The sequence below is a fragment of the Collinsella sp. AM16-21 genome (assembly GCF_003471905.1).
In the GTDB taxonomy this organism is placed as follows: domain Bacteria; phylum Actinomycetota; class Coriobacteriia; order Coriobacteriales; family Coriobacteriaceae; genus Collinsella.
Genome location: NZ_QRKJ01000008.1, coordinates 1 through 19,461, shown reverse-complemented (window position 1 = coordinate 19,461; position 19,461 = coordinate 1). Strand labels below are relative to the sequence as shown.

At 53.1% G+C, this 19,461-nt stretch carries 16 protein-coding genes; 13 read left to right on the top strand and 3 right to left on the bottom strand.

The genetic code is table 11. The annotated features are described in order from the left end of the window. Position 1: 1 nt before the first annotated feature. Positions 2-1,456: an NAD(P)/FAD-dependent oxidoreductase gene (locus DW180_RS05635; protein ID WP_118237830.1), complete on the bottom strand. Its 1,455-nt coding sequence runs from the start codon at positions 1,454-1,456 to the stop codon at positions 2-4. A gap of 645 nt (positions 1,457-2,101) precedes the next feature. Between DW180_RS05635 and DW180_RS05630 the strand changes: the two genes are divergently transcribed. The 12 genes from DW180_RS05630 to wecB all read left to right on the top strand — a co-directional run bounded on the left by DW180_RS05630 (position 2,102) and on the right by wecB (position 15,464). Then, positions 2,102-2,533, top strand: coding sequence for a zinc ribbon domain-containing protein (locus DW180_RS05630; protein WP_055251579.1), 432 nt, complete (start codon positions 2,102-2,104; stop codon positions 2,531-2,533). A 225-nt stretch (positions 2,534-2,758) separates the two neighbouring features. Next, entirely contained in the window at positions 2,759-4,522 is a 1,764-nt protein-coding gene (gene thrS, locus DW180_RS05625) for a threonine--tRNA ligase (protein ID WP_055251577.1), read from the top strand. Positions 4,523-4,848: 326 nt separating this feature from the next. Beyond that, on the top strand, positions 4,849-5,439 hold the full coding sequence (locus DW180_RS05620; RefSeq protein ID WP_118237828.1) for a hypothetical protein: 591 nt from the start codon (positions 4,849-4,851) through the stop codon (positions 5,437-5,439). A gap of 120 nt (positions 5,440-5,559) precedes the next feature. Next, the gene (locus DW180_RS05615) at positions 5,560-6,225 is read left to right on the top strand and encodes a sugar transferase (protein ID WP_199569894.1); all 666 of its coding nucleotides are present in this window, start codon (positions 5,560-5,562) and stop codon (positions 6,223-6,225) included. After that, on the top strand, positions 6,226-7,338 hold the full coding sequence (locus tag DW180_RS05610; RefSeq protein ID WP_118237826.1) for a glycosyltransferase family 1 protein: 1,113 nt from the start codon (positions 6,226-6,228) through the stop codon (positions 7,336-7,338). Beyond that, positions 7,338-8,564, top strand: a complete 1,227-nt coding sequence (locus DW180_RS05605; protein WP_118237824.1) for a glycosyltransferase family 4 protein — start codon at positions 7,338-7,340, stop codon at positions 8,562-8,564. The genes DW180_RS05610 and DW180_RS05605 overlap by 1 nt, the downstream gene beginning before the upstream one ends. Continuing rightward, on the top strand, positions 8,557-9,666 hold the full coding sequence (locus DW180_RS05600) for a glycosyltransferase (RefSeq protein WP_158570942.1): 1,110 nt from the start codon (positions 8,557-8,559) through the stop codon (positions 9,664-9,666). The genes DW180_RS05605 and DW180_RS05600 overlap by 8 nt, the downstream gene beginning before the upstream one ends. A 14-nt stretch (positions 9,667-9,680) precedes the next feature. Further along, positions 9,681-10,910, top strand: coding sequence for an O-antigen ligase family protein (locus DW180_RS05595; protein WP_118237820.1), 1,230 nt, complete (start codon positions 9,681-9,683; stop codon positions 10,908-10,910). A 25-nt stretch (positions 10,911-10,935) separates the two neighbouring features. Next, the gene (locus DW180_RS05590) at positions 10,936-11,910 is read left to right on the top strand and encodes a nitroreductase family protein (protein ID WP_233545196.1); all 975 of its coding nucleotides are present in this window, start codon (positions 10,936-10,938) and stop codon (positions 11,908-11,910) included. A 44-nt stretch (positions 11,911-11,954) separates the two neighbouring features. After that, positions 11,955-13,070 (top strand): polysaccharide pyruvyl transferase family protein, encoded by a 1,116-nt coding sequence (locus tag DW180_RS05585; protein WP_118237816.1) that lies wholly within the window; start codon positions 11,955-11,957, stop codon positions 13,068-13,070. 1 nt (position 13,071) lies between these two features. Further along, positions 13,072-14,370: a flippase gene (locus DW180_RS05580; RefSeq protein WP_158570940.1), complete on the top strand. Its 1,299-nt coding sequence runs from the start codon at positions 13,072-13,074 to the stop codon at positions 14,368-14,370. Continuing rightward, positions 14,370-15,464: a non-hydrolyzing UDP-N-acetylglucosamine 2-epimerase gene (wecB, locus tag DW180_RS05575; protein ID WP_118237812.1), complete on the top strand. Its 1,095-nt coding sequence runs from the start codon at positions 14,370-14,372 to the stop codon at positions 15,462-15,464. The genes DW180_RS05580 and wecB overlap by 1 nt, the downstream gene beginning before the upstream one ends. A 277-nt stretch (positions 15,465-15,741) precedes the next feature. Here wecB and DW180_RS05570 read toward each other — a convergent pair whose 3' ends face one another. Next, positions 15,742-16,065 carry a transposase gene (locus tag DW180_RS05570; RefSeq protein ID WP_158570939.1) on the bottom strand — a complete coding sequence of 108 codons (324 nt, stop codon included), beginning with the start codon at positions 16,063-16,065 and terminating at the stop codon, positions 15,742-15,744. Positions 16,066-16,707: 642 nt separating this feature from the next. On the opposite strand from DW180_RS05570, the gene DW180_RS05560 reads away from it, so the two are divergent. Further along, a complete protein-coding gene (locus DW180_RS05560) occupies positions 16,708-17,679 on the top strand; it encodes a DUF2806 domain-containing protein (RefSeq protein ID WP_233545194.1) in 972 nt (323 codons plus the stop codon). A gap of 68 nt (positions 17,680-17,747) precedes the next feature. Here DW180_RS05560 and DW180_RS05555 read toward each other — a convergent pair whose 3' ends face one another. Further along, entirely contained in the window at positions 17,748-18,617 is an 870-nt protein-coding gene (locus tag DW180_RS05555; RefSeq protein ID WP_147357379.1) for a hypothetical protein, read from the bottom strand. Between the last annotated feature and the right edge of the window lie 844 nt (positions 18,618-19,461).

Here is a 19,461-nt window from a genome sequence, read left to right as displayed (position 1 = left end):
CCTAGCGCACCCCCTTCAGCGGTCCCTCAACCAGCCACGAGCCAGTGTCCTCCAGCAGCACCTCGCTGGGGTCGCAGCCCAGCTCGCGAGCTAGAATCGCCACCACGCGGCTCTGGCAAAAGCCGCTCTGGCAGCGGCCCATGCCGGCGCGGCAGCGGCGCTTGACGCCCTCGACCGAAACCGCACCTGGGCGGCGTCGAATCGCGGCAACAATCTCGGCCACGGACACCGTTTCGCAGCGGCAGACGATCTTTCCCCATGCAGGGTCGGACTCGATGAGCTCCTCCTTGCGCACAAGTGGCGCACGGTCGAAGTCGTCCGGCGCGCGGCGGACGGGATCCCAGTCGGGCCGCTCGTGCAGGGCAACACCGGCATCGCGCAAGATCTGCTCCATGCGCTCGGCGATGGCTGGCGCGCTCGCCACGCCCGGCGACTGAATGCCCGCCGCCTGGAATAGGCCTGGCACCACGGCGGACTGCCCAATAAGAAAGTCGTTCGTCCCCTTTATGACCGGACGCCCGCCGGCAAACGCGCGCACCACGCGGCGTGTGTCCAGATCGGGCACCAGCTTGCGCGCACCGCTCAGCAGCGCGTTGACATCGGAAGCGTAGGTCTGCGTGTCGCCGGGCTCGCGCACGGCAGCGGTCGCGGTGATCACGGTGTTACCATGTACGGTGCCCGTCACGATAACGCCCTTCGACACCGGCGTCGGCACGGGGTAGAGCGGCATGAGCGTGCGCGGCTCCTTGTCCAGCACCACGATATTGCCCTGGCGCCAGACCATCTGGAACTCCTCGGCGCCCGCCATATGCGAGATGTCCGCGGCTCCGTTGCCCGCGGCGTTGATCAGGTAGCGGCAGCGCACGTCTCCGGCGGGCGTCGCCAACGTAAAGCGCGCGTCGTCGCCCGAGCCCGCGATTTCAATCGCCTCCACCGGTGCGGAGCGCATAAACGACACCCCGTTGGCAACGGCGTTTTCCAGCGCGGCGATGGCGACCTCAAACGGGTCGACGTAACCGGTCGAAGGGCACCACAGCGCGCACGTCGCCTCGGCACTGGCGCGCGGCTCTAATTCGTGGATGCGGTCGGGTCCGACGATCGACAGCTCGGGCACGCCGTTGACCAGGCCATTCTGGCGTAGCTTCTCCAGGTGCGCGCGGTCCTCGTCGTTAAAGCCCAATACCATCGAGCCGGTGCGGCAGAACAAAAAACCCAGCTCCTGGGCCCACGTGCCATACAGCTCGCAGCCGCGGGCGTTGACCTGCGCCTTTACCGTGCCCGGCGCCGGGTCGTAGCCGGCGTGTACCAGGCCGCCGTTGGCCTTTGACGCACCGAGCGCAATGTCGTTGGCCGCCTCGACCACGCAAATGGACAGGTCATAGCGCGCGAGCTGCCGCGCGATGGCGCATCCGGTGATGCCCGCGCCTACAATCGCGATATCAAACGTTTCTGCCACGGTGCCTCCCAGACGAGTTGACAGGCTGTCAATAAAACTATCCTACGGTCTGCACACCCCCAGCGCGGCGGCAATGCGGTGAACAGCCCCGCAACACCCGCCAACGGCAGAAGAGGGGAGACGCGGCAACGTCGACAACCTCGTCCGCCGACAACTACGGCAACCTTTCGTCTCGATCTGTAACAGTTGGACGAGGATTTGGGTTCCAGTTGTTACAGTTTGAGACATTCGGTTTGGACGGTTTTCTTTGTCTTAATCTGTAACAGTTAGCTGAGGATTTGGGTTCTAGATGTTACAGATTTAGATGAACCTATCAGTCGGTTTCGAATGTCTAAATCTGTAACGGTTAGACCTGTTTTTGCCGAGTTGTTGTTACAGATTGAGATATTTTAACGGGGGGCTCACCGTTCGTCTTGATCTGTAACAGTAAGAGGGGGTTTGGGGCCCAAGATGTTACAGATTGAGATTGAAGTCGGGGAGGGACCCTGTGTCTCGACCTGTAACATCTAGACCCGGATTCCGCTCACACCTGTTACAGATTGAGATGTTTGTGTCCGCGCCAGCCCCGCCCCTAGCCGTAGTCCCATATAAACAAACCCCGTGGTAAACTTTACCGGACTGTTAATATTCCGAAAGGTACCCGTAATGTCCAAGTACATCTCTGAGCTCATGTCGCCGCAGCTTATGGGCGTCGTCTATGCCTTCGTTGGCTTTATCATCGCCCTGTATGTGCTGTCGGTCGTCTATGTGTTCATCGACGCTCGCCGCCGCGGCGCCAGCGCCTACGTGGCATGGGGCATCATCGCCCTCATCCCGTTTGTAGGCCTCATTGCCTACCTGGTCCTGCGCCCGCACTCCTATGCGTCCGACCGCGAGGAGCAGGAGCTGGACATGGCTCTGCGCGAGCGCCAGCTTGCCCAGTACGGCACCTGCCCGCAGTGCGGCGCGCCCATCGAGAAGGACTTCGTCGTCTGCCCGGTGTGCGATACCCAGGTTCGCAACGTGTGTCCCAGCTGCCATCGCCCGCTCGATGCGCATTGGAAGGTCTGCCCCTACTGCCGAACTCGCATCCAGTAACGCATCCATCGCCGGGCCTGCCGCAAGCCACGGACACGCTGTAAGCCACGCGCGCCCCGCAGTCCCACCCCACACGATGAAGCATGCGTAGAAAATCGCCCGCCGTGCCATTAAGGTGCGGCGGGCGCTTGTATACCAAGGCAACCTGCCTATAATGATGCAAGTTAAAACGCCGAGCGCATCGCACGCACTTGCATCAGGCATCCGAGAGGAGAAAACATACCCATGAAGGCACTCTACAATGACGGTTCGGTGGCCGAGCTCCCGCAGGACGAGGTCACGCACGTCATCCGCCACTCCGCCGCGCACATCATGGCGCAGGCCATCAAGCGCCTGTACCCCGAGGCCGACTTTGCCTACGGCCCCGCGACCGACAACGGCTTCTACTACGACGTCGACCTGCCCGAGGGCGTCAAGATCAGCGAGGACGACTTCCCCGCGATCGAGGCCGAGATGAAGAAGATCGTCAAGGAGAACCTCAAGTTTTCCGTGTACGAGAAGCCCCGCGCCGAGGCCATCGCCCTTATGGAGGAGCGCGGCGAGAAGTACAAGGTCGAGCACATCGGCGACCTGGACGACGACGCCCGTATCACCTTCTACCAGCAGGGCGACTACATCGACATGTGCGTCGGCCCCCACATCTGCTACACCAAGGCGCTGAAGGCCTTTAAGCTCACTGGCGTCTCGGGCGCTTACTGGAAGGGCGACAAGGACAACAAGATGCTCACCCGCATCAACGGCGTCGCCTTTGCCACCAAGGAAGAGCTCGACGAGCACATGCACATGCTGGAGGAGGCCAAGAAGCGCGACCACCGCAAGATCGGCCGCGAGATGGACCTCTTTATGATGCGCGATGAGGCCCCTGGCTTCCCGTTCTTCCTGCCTAACGGCATGATCCTTAAGAACACGCTGCTGGACTACTGGCGTGAGATCCACCACAAGGCCGGCTACGTGGAGATCTCCACGCCGCTCATCATGAACAAGCAGCTGTGGAAGACCTCGGGCCACTGGGACCACTACAAGGACAACATGTACTCCACCGTCATCGACGACGAGGAGTACTGCATTAAGCCCATGAACTGCCCGGGCGGCGTGCTGGTGTACGCCTCCAAGCCGCACTCCTACCGCGAGCTGCCCATTCGCGCCGGCGAGATTGGCCTGGTGCACCGCCACGAGCTGCGCGGCGCCCTGCACGGCCTGTTCCGCGTGCGTTGCTTTAACCAGGACGATGCCCACCTGTTTGTTCGTCCCGACCAGCTGACCGACGAGATCGTGGGCGTTGTCAACCTCATCGACTCCGTGTACCAGAAGTTTGGCTTTAAGTATCACGTCGAGCTTTCCACCCGCCCCGAGGACTCCATGGGTTCGGACGAGGACTGGGCGCGCGCCGAGGAAGGCCTGCGCACCGCTCTGGAGAAGCTGGGTATGGACTACGAGGTCAACGAGGGCGACGGCGCCTTCTACGGCCCCAAGATCGACTTCCACCTGGAGGACTCGCTCGGCCGTACCTGGCAGTGCGGTACCGTGCAGCTCGACTTCCAGATGCCGCTCAACTTTGACCTGGAGTACGTGGACGCCGACGGCACCAAGAAGCGCCCCATCATGCTGCACCGCGTGTGCTTTGGCTCCATCGAGCGCTTTATTGGTATTCTGATTGAGCACTTTGCGGGCAAGTTCCCCACCTGGCTGGCTCCCGTGCAGGTCAAGGCACTTCCCGTCTCCGAGAAGAGCCGCGACTACGCGCACGAGGTGTGCGCCAAGCTGGAGGAGGCCGGCATTCGCGTGGTCTGCGACGACCGCGATGAGAAGATTGGCTACAAGATCCGCGAGGCCCGCAGCATCGACCGCGTGCCCTACATGCTCATCCTGGGCGAGAAGGAGGTCGAGGCCGGCAACATCTCCGTCCGCGATCGCTCCAACGAGACCGTTCAGATGAGCGTCGACGAGTTTGTTGCCAAGGTGACCGAGGAGATCAAGACCCGCGCCTAAGGTAAGCTTCACAACAATTTACAAAGGCGACCGTCCACAAAGGGCGGTCGCCTTTTTTCTTACCAAAATAAGAAAAGCCGCTGGTTGAGCGGCTTTTTTTGTTGCACAAAAAGGTACAGGTTTTTGTAGAGGGGTATGGAGATGTACCTACTAGCAGTACATTTTGCGTAATCTGGGCAAACGCTGATTGATTGCTCGTATAATGTCATCTGTCGAAAGATACAAAAACCTGTACTTTTGCGACTGCGCCTAGCTGCGAGCGAGAAGCCTGTTCTAAACGCCCCTGCATTTGCGTGCATCGCAAAGCCAAAAGAGGGGGCGAGAACATGGAACAGACGACACGGCGCCAAGAGCAGCTGCCGGGCGCATTTAATGGCGCCACCACCAACAGCCAGCACGGCCGCGTCCGCTGGTATCTGGTTCACACCCCCCATGGAAAAGAGCGCGAGACCTGTGAAAAGGTCCGCCCCATTATCCCGCACGAGCTGATGCAGGACGCTTTTGTAATGCAAAAGGAGTTCTGGTTTAAGCGGGACGGCGCATGGTCGCTCCAAACCAAACCTATGTACAAGGAATATTTTTTCGTCGCTACGCACGATGCCGCCGCGCTCGATAGGGCTTTGGCCCAGTTGAGCTTTGGCTGTCGCATCGCCGGCAGTAGGGAGCGGGCGTACATGCCCATGCCGGATGACGCGCAGGACTGGTACCGCAGCGTGCTGGACGACGACGGCGTGGTGCGCAACAGCGTCGCCCGCATAGAAGACGGCGTGTTGCACATAGAGCAGGGGCCCTTGGTGGGGCAAGAGGCCCGCGTAAAGAAAATCGACCGTCATAAACGCTGGTGCCTGGTAGACGTGGGCGAGGGTGACTCCGCATTTAGGGAGTTACTTCCGCTCGACGTGCCCAGCAAAACGTAAGGGAGACGTTGTACCAGCAAATCGTTCGTTTTTTGAATTCATGGACGGGGGGGGGTTCCTGGGGACAGGAACGTGAGTTTTATTGTGGCTGCTAAAGAAGTAACAGAGAGCTGTGCATCAGTGGGGGACGCACTGGCTTTCAATCAGATTAAGCCGAGCGGTACGCTTGGCTATCGCTTTGTTAAGAGGCTGTTTGACCTGGTGTTCAGTCTTTTAATGAGTGTACTGCTGCTTATCCCCATCGCCATTGTGTGTGCGCTCATTAGCCTTGAGACGCCCGGCAGTCCTATGTATACGCAAGAACGCGTTGGCAAGGGCGGAAAGACAATCAAGATTTTCAAGCTTCGCAGCATGGTCACCGATGCTGGCGATGTGCAGAAGTATTTGAGTCCCGAGCAGCTGCATCAGTGGGAAGTCGAGCGCAAAGTCGACGATGACCCCCGCATTACCAAGGTTGGGCGGTTCATCCGTAAGTGCTCTATTGACGAGATGCCGCAGTTCTTGAACGTGCTGAACGGCGATCTTTCCGTCATTGGCCCGCGTCCCATTACAAGGGATGAGCTTGAGCAGCACTTTTCCGACGAGGAGAAGGCTGAGCTGCTCTCTGTTCAGCCCGGCATTACGGGCCTGTGGCAGGCGACCGACCGCAACGCTGCGACCTTCGAGAGCGGCTTACGCCAGAAGATCGAGCTCCGCTACGTGCGTAATCGCTGCTTCCGCATGGACTGGAAATGCTTCACCGGAACTTTCGGTGCCATGTTCGGCAAGAAGAGGACGGGGCGATAGATGGCTAATCCTATTCGAGTCGCACAGATAGTTGGAAAAATGAACGGCGGCGGCGTTGAAGCCGTCGTTATGAATTACTACCGTCATATCGATCGCAGTAAAGTGCAGTTCGATTTCCTTGTCGATTCCGATTCGACTCTTGTTCCCCGCGAGGAGATTGAATCGCTCGGTGGCCGAGTCTTCGAGATTCCGCCCTATCAGCATGTAATTGAATACCAGCGAGAGCTCCACCGTCTCTTTAAACAAGAGGGCTGGAAGATTGTTCATAGTCACATCAACGCTCTTTCCGTCTTTCCACTTCGCGCTGCGAAGAAGGCGGGCGTCCCCGTGCGTATCGCCCATAGCCACTCTACGAGCGGTAAGGGTGAGTATGCCAAGAATGCTCTTAAGGCTGTGCTGAAAACGCAATCTAACCGGTATCCGACGCATTGCTTTGCATGTAGCCGGTTTGCCGGTGAGTGGCTTTTCGGCAAAGATGCTAACTTCGAGGTTGTATACAACGCTATTGATTTGAACAGCTTCCGCTTCAATGCAGAGGCTCGCGAACAAGCGCGAGCCGACCTGGGCCTTGTTGGCGGTCAGTTTGTAATTGGGCATGTTGGTCGGTTTATGGCGCAGAAGAATCATCCGTTCTTGATTGATGTTTTCGCCGAAGCCGCAAAACGCCGCGACGACGCTGTCCTGTTGCTTGTCGGCTCCGGTGAAGACGAGGACTCCATAAAGGCATTGGTGGATGAACACGGCCTTTCAGACTGCGTTAAATTCTTGGGACAGAGAAACGATGTAAATCGACTATACCAGGCATTTGATGTGTTCGTTCTTCCAAGCCTTTATGAAGGCCTGGGCCTCGTTGGTGTCGAGGCTCAGGTGTCTGGTTTGCCATGTCTGCTAAGTGATGTTATTCCGCGTGAGGTGGATGTAACAGGGGAGTGTACGTTTCTGCCCATTGATACTCCTGTCGAATGGGCTGATGCGATTTGCTCTCTTTCAAAAAAGTCTTATGAGGGACGTAAATCCACTTCTCTTGATTCATTTGCAAATTACAACATTGATCAACAGGCTGATTGGCTTTCAAGGCGATATTTGCAGCTAGCAAACGGAGACATAATTTGATGGACAAAAGAGTCAAAAACGTCATTATTGTTGATGACACTGCTGATAATTTTGGTGGAACTGCCCAAATCGCCTATATCACTGCCGTGGTTCTTCGTGACTGCGGATATAACGTTATTTACTTTGCTGGTTGCGGGCCAATACATAGCCGCCTTAACGGTTTTAGGGTTGTTGTCGCAAATGAAAGGCCGTTTCTCGAATCGGCTAATAAGGTTTCCGGTGCCATTAATGGGCTGCACAGCGGTAAAACTTATAAGAAGTTTTGCTCTCTATTAAACGAATTTAATCCTGATGACACTGTCGTACATGTCCATTCATGGACTCATGCGCTTTCATCTTCAATTTTTGATGCTATTGCCGATTTAGGCTTTAACGTGCTCGTTACGCTCCATGAATATTTTCTTGTATGCCCTAATGGTGGGTTTTATGATTTTAAGAAGCATGAAATCTGCCATTTGAAACCATGTTCCGCAAAGTGCATCCAATGCAATTGTGATAAGAGAAGCTATGGACAGAAGCTGTATCGAGTGGCTCGCATTGCTCTTCAAAATCGCTCAATCAGGCGTGCTCATCCAAAGTTTTGTTATCTTTCGGATTTTACCTACGACATTATGCGTGGTAGTGAATTTGATGATGGCATGCCATGCATTCTTCCCAATCCTATTTCTGTTGAAGGGGAGCTTTCGCTTGGTGTGCCATCTGAAAAGAACGGCTATTTGTTTGTGGGCCGTTTTGATAAGGAGAAGAACCCTGAGTTGTTTTGTAAGGCGCTTACATCTTTGGGCTTACCAGGAACATTATGTGGATCTGGTCCTGAGTTCGAGAGACTAAGAGATGCTTACCCAAACCTGAATTTTTTGGGTTGGTGTGATAAAGATGTTCTCGCAGACCAGTTCAAATCAAATAAGGCTTTGGTGATGACTTCATCTTGGTATGAAGCTTCGCCTTTGGTGTGCCTTGAAGCTATGCTCACCTCTGGTATTCCTTCAATTGTTCCCGAGACCTGTGGAGCTATTTCATATATCAGGGATGGCGAAAATGGTCTTCTTTTTAAAAACGGTGATGTCTCCTCTCTCTGTGAAGCGATTTCTAAGCTAGAAGACGACAGATATTACGAAATGCTTTGCGAGTCAACCAGGCGCTTGTTGCCTTCTCTTCAAGAAGACCGAAGCTATGAGACTTACGCAAATCGAGTTAGCAATCTTTACGAGGGGCTATATGTTTAAGAGGGTTATATATATTGTTAAGTCCGACTTGGCGTTCTATCCCCCCTGTATGTCACAAATAAGAATGATTAAAGATTTGGGCGTACAGATTGAAGTTTGGTTTGGTTCCAGCAAGGATACGGCCAAGGAAATTTTAAGAAGCCAGGGTATTCCATTTACGGAACTCGTTGATCCTCATTTGAGTGTTGGCGGAAAACTGGATACATTGAATAACTGGACTCATTTTCGTAAGGCGGTTCTCACTCGTTTGAAACATGAGCCAAAGGACTATCTCATTTGGTTTGGAACTGCTGAATCTGCGCTTCCACTTTATGGGGCACTTTCTGGTATTCCCTATGTGGCTACGGCGTTAGAGCTGTGTGATGATCAGCCGACAAAAGAACGTTTATTTGCGGCGGTTTGTCGCAATGCTCTTGCAGTTACGTGCTGCGAGTTAAATCGTGCCTACTATATGAAAATTAAATGGGGGCTGAACTCGCTTCCCTCAGTTTTCCCGAATAAGCCATACGGGCTCAAAGCAGGTGAAATCCCCTCTGTTTCAACAAGCGCCACAAAGCAGATCTTGGATGAGATTGACGGAAGAAAGATCCTTCTTTACCAGGGTTTATTCCAGCGCCCCGAATATGTTGCGCCGATTGCTGAGGCTCTTCGTATGATGGAGTCTGATTACGCTTTCGTTCTTATGGGAAAAGATCGCTACGGTACGACTGAACGAATGAAGGAGATTTACCCGGATACTTTTGTGTATGGTTTTGTTCCGGCGCCAAAGCATTTGGAAATTACTGCAAGGTCGCGAATTGGCGTCGTGCTTTATGATGACACATCGCTTAATAAGGCCTTTTGCGCGCCTAATAAAATATATGAGTATGCGGCATTTGGCCTCCCTACGCTTGCTAATCGTTTGCCGGGCTTGGTTTCAACTGTTGAGGCCAGCGGCAGCGGTAAGTGCGTTGACTTTGAACCCGAATCAATAGCCGATGCTATTAAGCAAATCGATCGGCAATATGAAAAATTTTCGGCATCTGCTTTTAGTTTCTTCAATTCGACTGATAACACGCAAGCGATGCGCTCGCTGCTTGTTAAGCTGGGCTGTGTAAAATAGTGGAAAGATATTTAATGAGCAGCATGAATCCTGCTAAGGCAAATACGCATCTTAGGGCTAGCAAAATTAAACTATCCGATTTATGTATTTACATTGGTATTTTGTATGTCTTTAAGCTGGGCTCAATTTCATATTTAATTCCGAAATTTGGTGTTGTTTACTACGGTCTTGCCGCAATTCAATTACTGCTCGCGCTGTTTGTTTATGCTCGGGGCGATGTTCGGCTGAATAAAGTGCATTTTGGAATTGCTGGATATTGTGCCACTCTACTATTTTCAACATACGTAAATGATGTACCGATGCAGATATCACTCAATGAGGTATTTTGTTTATTGCCTCTATTGGTGACAGCAGACATGCTGTTTTATAGAAGAGATATAGAGCTAGTTCGACGCGTATCAAGATTTTCAATTCTAATGATTTCGCTCAATACCTTTACTGGCCTTATTTTTCCAAATGCAATGTTTCGAGATGTGACTGGTGCGCCCACGATATTTCTATTGGGTGCAGACAACTCTCTTATCCCCATTTATATGGTTTCCTCTGTTTTGGAAATGTATAAAAGAAATCTTGACAATGCGGCTTGTTGCATTCCAGTTGTCTCACTCAGTAATTTGCTCCTCTTTTCAATGCTAAGGGATATTGCGTCTGGCAAGTTGGTGGGTGTTTTACTGATCCTGTTTCTAACTGTAGCTTACCTTTATAAGTCTTTCAGATTTTCTTTTTCGTTTGCTGTAGGCGTTAATATCGCCTTTTTTGCGATTTTCGTTTATGGGCAAAGTACAATTAGCGGCTTAGCTGGGATTTTTGAACTATTAGGAAGAAATTCTACCTTTACCGAGCGTTCATTTTTATGGGCATTTGGTTTTAGACTAGTTGCCATGAGCCCTTTGCTTGGCTTAGGCAGCTACAGCGCTGCTAGTTTCAATAATCTTGTTAGGGCGCTAACAATTACCGGACTATTTAATACTGGCAATCCTCATAACAGCTATTTGTCTATATTAATTTCCGGCGGGTTGCTTGCATTTTCCTTTGTTGTATTTACTGTCCTTCAGGCGAGGGTTAAACCTTCGGATTCCTTATTTAACATTTTTTTATTCACCTTTTTATTGCATGCGCAAGTGGAGGGACGCGATATCGTCTATATCTTCTTCATCGTGATTGTCATTTATAGGTTTTTCCATTCTGATAATCAGCTTTCGTTGCGAGAAGATAGCCGGGCTGCAATTCAATCGTTTATATAGGATATCGATAATTAGGATGGTTAAAGTGAAAGATCTTTGGGCCGTAAAGTTAATATACAACCGCTTGAGGCGTGCTTTGCTTGCTTCGAGAATAAATCGTCTACTGGGAAATGAAGATCAGAAGAACTTAAATACGCTATATCGCGATGCTCTTCTTATTGCTCATTCATTTGAGAAAGCTCTTTGTATTGAAGGCTGTCGCGATGATTTTGGAACACAAAAGGCCGACCGTCTCCTTGATTATTTAACGTTTGCAGCAAAAGATCCTTCTTTTGATAATCATTCATATGCTTTTACCGAGTCCATGGCGGCACTTGAGAACTGGCTTGTTCGTCGAGCTCAGCTTGGACTTGATTGCTCTAAATGGCAGCCTGGTTTTGAATCGCTCGCTGAACAAACTTCATATGAAGTTGGCCTAATTGACTTGAGTGATAGGGCTGGAATTGTTTCCGATTCTTTTGCTTCTGTCTCTGATTGCGATAAGAATGCGATCAATTTTATTAACGGGAGACATAGTGTTCGGTCATTTGATTCAGCCCCTGTTCCTCAGGAAACGCTGACGCAAGTTGTTGAGCTTGCGCAGAGCGCGCCTTCGGCGTGCAACCGCCAACCAAGCCGCGTGTATTTTTCCGGACCAAAATCTGCTCAGGTTATCTCCGCTGCCGTGCGTGGCAATAAAGGGTTTGAGCAATCAATTTTCCAATGGGCAGTTATTACTGCCGATACTTCTCTGTTTTCCTGTGCCGAATATGACCAATGGTTTATCAACGGCGGTATCTATCTCCAGTCCTTTGTTTTGGCTTTAAAGGCTTATGGGATTGGTTCATGTATTTTCCAGTGGGTTGTTGGTGACTCGGGAAAAGAGATGCGCTCGTCCTTAGGCATTTCAGCAAATGAAGTGATCATTGCGGTCGTCGGATTTGGCTATCCAAAAGAAACGTTCGCGAGACCCGTTGCACGGAGAATGCCTGTTTCCGAAGTCGCGTGTTGGGCAGATTAACGTTGGAATGCTCGCTGGAGTATTATTTGATTGGGATTTATTAAATGAAAATTGGAATCATTACCTACCATTTTGCCCGCAACTACGGTGCGATCTTGCAGTGCTACGCACTGCAAGATCAGCTTTGCTCCATGGGTCATGATGTTCGGGTGCTTAACTATCAAAATGTTCGTCAGGAGCGCAATAACTCCCTTCATCACAAAAGGGATGGTTTTCTATCAAATTTAGCGGTTAATGTCGCGTTGCTTCCTTTTGAACTTAAAAGGCGCTCTAAGGAGCGTAAATTTGCTGAATACGAGTCGTCTCACCTTCACTTGACGCCTCGGTTTTACGCTATTGAAGAGATGCGCGACTTTGTTAATAAGGAAGGCTTTGATCTTCTTATCTCTGGCAGTGACCAAGTTTTCAATCCTAATATTGCCGATTTCGATGAAGCTTTCTTATTTCCCTTCGAAACGTCAGCTCGTAAGGGTAGTTTTGCGGCGAGTCTTGGCAGCGCGACCGAAACCGATCTAACTCCTTTTTCTGACGACTTGACTTCTTTTGATGTCCTCTGTGTAAGAGAGAATTCTGATGCGCCCGTGGTTAATCGCTTATGTGGGCGGTCGCCCGAGGTGGTTGACGACCCCGTGTTCCTTTTGGATTCAAAGCGCTGGGCGCAGGCTGTTGATACTACGGTTGAAGACCGTGGGTATGTTTTGGGCTACTACATTAATAAAGAGGCTTCCGTTCGATATTTGGAGCTTACTGAGCAGGCTGCATCTGAGCTTGGATTGCCCTTGAAGGTTATAAATGTGCGTTATGGGCGGGACTCATTTAAGCCCGAGATGATTACTGATGCTGGCCCCGAGGATTTCCTTAAGCTATTCGCGGGAGCTTCTTTTGTCTGTACGGACTCTTTCCATGGAACGGCGTTTTCACTGCTATTCGGAAAGCGTTTTGTGTCTTTTGAACCCAAATCAAATTCTAGTGACTTCCGCAAGAGGGATCTATTAAACAAAGTGGGAGAACCTTGGAGAAGCGTTGCGGTCGATTCTACTTCTGCGAGCGCCCTTGTCAGTGAGTTGTGTGGGCGTTCTGCTCCCGCTGCTCAAGATGGAATCGGGCGTGTTCGCGAGGCACAACTGCTGTTCCTCGAGAAGATGACGAAGGAGAATTAGTTTGGCATTTAAAGAGAAAAAGCTTCTCCAGAATACTGGCTGGCTGCTTGCGCTGCAGGCAATTAACATTGTGTTGCCTTTTGTTACGGTGCCTTACGTTACCCGCGTGTTTGGCGCTGAGCGGTATGGCGTATTCTCTATTGCTCTTAATTGGATAACTTATTTTCAGCTTGTTGTTGAGTTTGGTTTCAACCTGAGCGCAACGAAAAAGGTCGTTGAGGTTAAAGATGGGGAAGAGCTTAACGACCTCGTGTCCGCTGTCGTTATTGCTCGACTGGGACTTGTTGCCGCCTGCTTTGTCGTAGTAATAATTCTCGGTATTACGTCGGCTGCAACCGGGGACCAGCTATCCTGTATGCTTGCGTTGTTTTCTATGCTTGTTGGCATTGCTTTACAGCTTAACTGGCTTTTTCAGGGTTTGCAGGACATGAAGGTCATCACTATAGCCACGGCGGCTGCGCGAGGGCTTTCTGTCATTCTGATTTTCCTCCTTATAAATAACCCCGGTCAATTGATGCTTTACTCGTTCCTGTATTCAATTACTTTCCTTGCCTCGGGTGTTATTACTCATGTATTTGCTTGGAAGCGCTATGGGATCAAAATGGGTTTTGCATCTATAAAGCAGATACTATGTGAGATGCGAGACGGAATGCCGATTTTTCTTTCATCTGCCGCCGGCAAGATTATTGGAAATGTTGGCGTTACGGTGCTCGGCGGTTGCCAGCCAAGTGCGGTCGTTGGCTCGTATGCTGCCATTTTGAAGGTGCCGCAAATGGCAAGCCTGATGTTTACGCCTGTTGGTCAAGCGCTGTATCCGCGTGTAAACGAAGAACGAATGAAATCTCGGCGCTCCGCGGCGCGGCTTGTTGCTAAGTTTGGTATTCCCGTGGTCGTATTGTTTGCGGCTGGTTTATTTGGCATGGCGATCCTTCGCAATCCGGTAGTGGAGATTCTCTATGGCAAAGAGTATCTAGTTTGCGCCGATACACTCATTCCGCTTGCTATCTGGGTGTTGCTGGGCATCGTAAACAATTTTCTCGGTGTTCAGCTTCTCATTCCTTTTGGGTATCAATCTCTTTATAGCTTGCTCATGATAGTCGATTCCATCCTTTCCTTGGTACTCAACGTTTGGCTTGGTCATGGTTGGGGCGCCATGGGCGTGGCATCTGCGATTGCGATATCCGAGGCCGTCCTAACGATAGCTTTGTTTTTAGCTCTTCTTTCTGTAGTGAGGCAATCGTCCGCTGTTTCTTATAGCTCTCATGCCCATAAGGCTCAGCACATGAGAAAGGACCGATAATGAAAAAAATCATGCTCGTCTTCGGCACCCGCCCGGAGGCAATCAAGATGTGCCCGCTCGTCAACGAGCTGAAGGCACGTTCGGATGAGTTCGAGACCGTCGTGACCGTGACGGGCCAGCACCGCGAGATGCTCGACCAGGTGCTGCGCGTCTTCGACGTGACTCCCGCCTACGACCTGGCGATCATGAGGCCGGGCCAGACGCTATTCGACGTGACATGCGACGTGCTGCTCAAGCTCAAGGCGGTCCTCGAGGACGAGAAGCCCGACGTCGTCCTGGTCCACGGCGACACCACGACCAGCTTCGCCGCTGCGCTCGCGTGCTTCTACCTGCAGATCCCGGTGGGCCACGTAGAGGCGGGCCTGCGCACGCACGACATCTACAGCCCCTGGCCGGAGGAGTTCAATCGCCAGGCCGTCGACATCGTGAGCGAGTATTACTTCGCCCCCACGGAGGCCAGCAAGCAGAACCTGCTCGGCGAGGGCAAGCCCGAGTCCAAGATCTGGGTCACCGGCAACACCGGCATCGACGCCCTGCGCACCACCGTGCGCGAGGGCTACTCCCACCCCGAGCTCGACTGGGCCGAGGGCTCCCGCCTCATCCTCATCACGGCGCACCGCCGCGAGAACCTGGGCGAGCCCATGCACCGCATGTTCCGCGCCATCCGCCGCGTGATGGAGGAGCACCCAGACACCAAGGCTATCTACCCCATCCACATGAACCCGCTCGTCCGCAAGGCGGCGCACGAGGAACTGGACGGCTTCGACCGCCTGCACATCATCGACCCGCTCGAGGTGCTCGACTTCCACAACTTCATGGCCGCGAGCCACCTCATCCTCACCGACTCGGGCGGCATACAGGAGGAGGCCCCGAGCCTGGGCAAGCCGGTGCTCGTCATGCGCGACACCACCGAGCGCCCCGAGGGCGTGGCCGCCGGCACGCTGAAGCTCGTCGGCACCGAGGAGGACGTGATCTACCTCGAGTTCAGCCGCCTGCTCAGCGATCAGGCCGAGTACGAGGCCATGAGCCATGCATCGAACCCCTACGGTGACGGGCATGCGAGCGAACGCATCGCGGACGTGCTTGCGCAGTAGTTTTCTCCGAGCTGTTTTATGAAGCTGCTCTTTTGGAACATAAACAAGAAAGACAATGCCGACCTTGTCGTCACGCACATGCGAGAGGAAGAGGTCGGCATTGCGGTTTTTGCTGAGTTTTTGGAACTGACTTTTCAAATTAGCTGTTAAATAGAACTGGTTGTGGTGCCGTCAAGAATCTTTCGCAAATTGATTTAACCGGCCTCAGCCCTGTCCTCTTCTAGCCCTCCGTCTTTCACTCCGGCCCGTCCATCTCCTCCAGCTTCGACATATCCAGCTACCTCCTCTTGCCCCATTTGTGCTCCGCTATGTACTTCAGCCTCGCCGTCACCAGCATGAGGGCCGAGCTGCCGTCCGGGAAGGTCCCGACGACCCTCGTCCTCCTCTTGATCTCGCGGTTGATGCGCTCGATCCCGTTGTTCGTCCTGATCCGGCGCCAGTGCTCCGGCGGGTATTCCGTGTAGGCCGGCGTCTCGGCGAACCCGTCGCGCGCCGTCCTCGCGGCCGCACCGAGCCGCATCGACTCCAGCTCGTTCGCCACCTCCCCGGCTTTTCTGCCACATGCCTCGTGCGATTCTTGCGCGCGGATCGCCTTTAACATACGCGCCACGGCCTTTCGCCTGGTCACGGCTGACCTGGCGCTGGCCATGTCACACTTGAACTCCGAGCCCCGCGGCGCACTCGGCTTCGTGACGCCCGCGCGCTCCTTCAGTGCGATGCTCGGGGAGGACGCGGCGGCGTTGCTGGACGCCTACGGTGTGGGGGACGTGCCGCTCGGTGATCTCGACCTGACGTCGGGGCTCATCGAGGGGCACGCGCAGAGAGGGGCGATGCCCCACTGGCCTAGCCTAGAAGAATAACGGAATAGACGGACCGACCGTCCGGCTGAGTCTGAGAAGAGCTGCCGGGCGGCGGGCGGAGCATGGCCGCCGGACCTATCAAACATATTTCCACCATTCCTTCAACTGGGAAAATGCCGCCCCCGGGTCCCGGATGGGACCTCGGGGGCGTTCGGCTAACTGCGGGAGCGAGCCATTAGCTCAATGTGGTCGGCTGGGATCGGAAATCAACCTACAAAGTGAGTTAACATCTTTAGCGTGCACGTTCAGATGAACCATGGTTTTACGCATTTCGACAATTGTGTAACTGTATAGAAGAATTCAAAACTAACGGTTTATTTATTGCTTATGGGAATGAGTGGAATGCAGGCGCGAGCACGTATTACCTGATGAGGGGAGACGCAATGAATGACTTACAAAATAACGATATCAAAGCTAATGCCCAGGCGGGCGCTGTAAATATTTCGACAAATGACGTGTCCTTTCAACCAACTGTTAACCTAGGTATTAATGGACGCGGTGATATTGCGTCGTTCCCTGCGCGATTTATTCGTAGCGCACGTAAGGCTCTTAACCCCATTGGGGCCGCTCGTGACGAAGCGGAGATGCGGAGCATCGAAGCGAGCTCTATAGCGGATGTTGTTGCAATCTATAAACGGGCGTTTCCGACTTTTACTGATGGCCAGCTATATTTAATGGCCCATGGTTATAACACGAGCGCTTCTCAGGCAGATAATTTGCTAAATGTTCTTGAGCGCGCGGGAAAAATGTCAGATTCGAATAGAGTTGATGAACTGCCGGAGTCCTGCATTGATCTTGACATCCATGGAGCTCAGACAGCCTATGACGATGATCTGAGGGAGATGTGGGCGAAATTGATTTCTCAAGAAGTATCGTCAGGTCGCGCTCGCTCTAAAAGAACGAAGAAAATACTTGAACAAATGGATTCGGAAGAAGCGAATCAGCTGTTTTCAATTCTTCGGTGCTGTCTATGGGCGAAAGTGGGGCCCAATTCGGTATTTACTCCAATCCCGGTTCTCCTTAAAACCACAGAAGATGATTCTTGGACATACAATGGGGGCACAATTTCATATGAATCTGTCGTCGCCATGGATTCGCTGGGACTACTTTCGTCTAATGACTGGATAACGTTCACGCTTGAGCCTAAAGGCGGTTTGAATCTATTTTCTTCATCGTCTCATGTGCTACTTATAAATAATAAGGATGAGAAAATCGAAATTAATCTCGGCTATGCCAAATTTTTGAAACCGGGGATAGAGCTCATTGAGATTCTTGACGTGCCGATGGACGATCGGCTCATGTCCGTAATGGATGCAGTTCTGGAGACTGACGTTATTTATAAACCTTTAGACTAACTCAAGTAGATACGCTGGTTGCTCTCGCAGGTGCCCTGGTGGCGTGTGAGGCCGCTTTCGTCCGGGCACTAGTTGAGACTGTGGTCGTACTCCAGCTGGTCGAGCGTCCAGTCGTGGAGCCACAGCGCCATGTCGTATTCCGAGCCGTTTGTCTCTTGCCTGCACAGGCCCACGGCGCTGTTGACGATCTGCGTGACGCTTGGGCGGGCGGCATCGTTTATGGTCACCTCCGCCGTGGTGCGCAGGTAGTAGATGCCTTTGTCGTTTTGGGGGTCGTTTCTGTCGTTGTCCATAAAGTAGAAGTAGATGCGGTATGTGCCCGATGCCGTGAAGTCAAAGGTAAAGTCGTGGCCCGCGGTGCCTAGACTGTGGTAGCTGGACCATGCCGGGCGCGACGGGTCGCAGACGCTTTCCTGGCTGCCGCCGTCCCAATAGGTGGGCACGTCCATGCGCGCCTTGGCCTGGGACGAGCCGTTGGCTTGGGTTACGTGGAAGGTCGTCGCAGTGCCCGCGGGGGCGTCGTTCCACGAGATGGTGAAGGTGACGCCGTTTTGGGTTGCCGTGGCGGAGTGGGCGTAGCCGGTTTGTGACGTGGTGGAGATTGCGGCGGGCGTGGGGGTGGTTTGGGCGCTAAGGGATGTGGTGGGGGTGTCGGTTGCCGGGCCGGTTGCGGCGGCGGTGTCGTTAGCGCTTTCCGTGCTGACTTCGCTGGTGCCGGTGGATGTTGCGGTGCTGTCCTCTGCGGTATCTGCTGTCGCGCTTGTGTTGGTGACGTATTCGGCCTTGCCTGTGTCGCTGCTCGTGGCGTCGGCTTGCGCCTGCTGCTCGGCTGTTGCCCGAGGCTGTATGGCCTCCGCGATGGCTGCCATAGGCATCGTCGCGCCGACCATGGACGTGCACGCGATCGCGCAGAGCAGGTAGTAAAGGGGTCGTTTCATAGCGGAGCCTCTCGGTGAGCAGCCAATAGGGTCCGAAGGCAGCTCCAGGCCAGCACTCCGCACATATTTTGTTGGGGTTAATTTTACGGGAACCCCAGTCAACATCAGCGAACTTTCTGGGGAATGTTGGGGGGAGGGGGAGGGAGTTGGTCCTCGGCCTCGCTGTGCGCTGATGTCTTTGCCCTCAACGATGTGCCCGTCGGCGAGGAGCGCGAAGCGACCAATCTGAACAATGACAATCCACCCGTCTGTGCATCCAAACTCCTGGATTATGCACATCGGGATTTTCACGGTCTTGTCGGTGATATTGTCTCGCGGACCGTGTGCATGCATTAGCGTGCATGCATTAGATGGAGGAGTCCTTGTATCCGTAGAGGCGCACCAGCATTTTCGATGCGACCGCCGTCAAGACAATTGGGTGTGCATCAAGGCGCTGTTAACTGCATGAGCCGATTTCTTATATCCTGTTTAAGCAAAGCAAGAATGGGGAATAAAGCTAACTGCCCATCGCGAACTGGCGATGGGGTACGCTACTGCCGTCAATATCGCAAACGACGAAATTCCGACGTTCGCAACATTGACACCAGCGTTGCCTGCTGCTAGCTGGATAAGAGCCTCGATGGTCATAAGTACCAATTCCTCGCTTTCGTCTAGTATGCCATAGGCAAGCATTGTTTTAGGTGGCCGCGAAAGCGTTGGTCGCACTTGCTGCGCCTTTGATTAGCCTGTCCGGGGAGGGTTAGCCGCCGCTTGTTGATCCGGACAGGTTGATTTATTTGGGGGGTATTTTGGCCGAGTTCGGCTTATAGGACAAAATGTGTGTCCACTTTAGGGGCATCGGCGC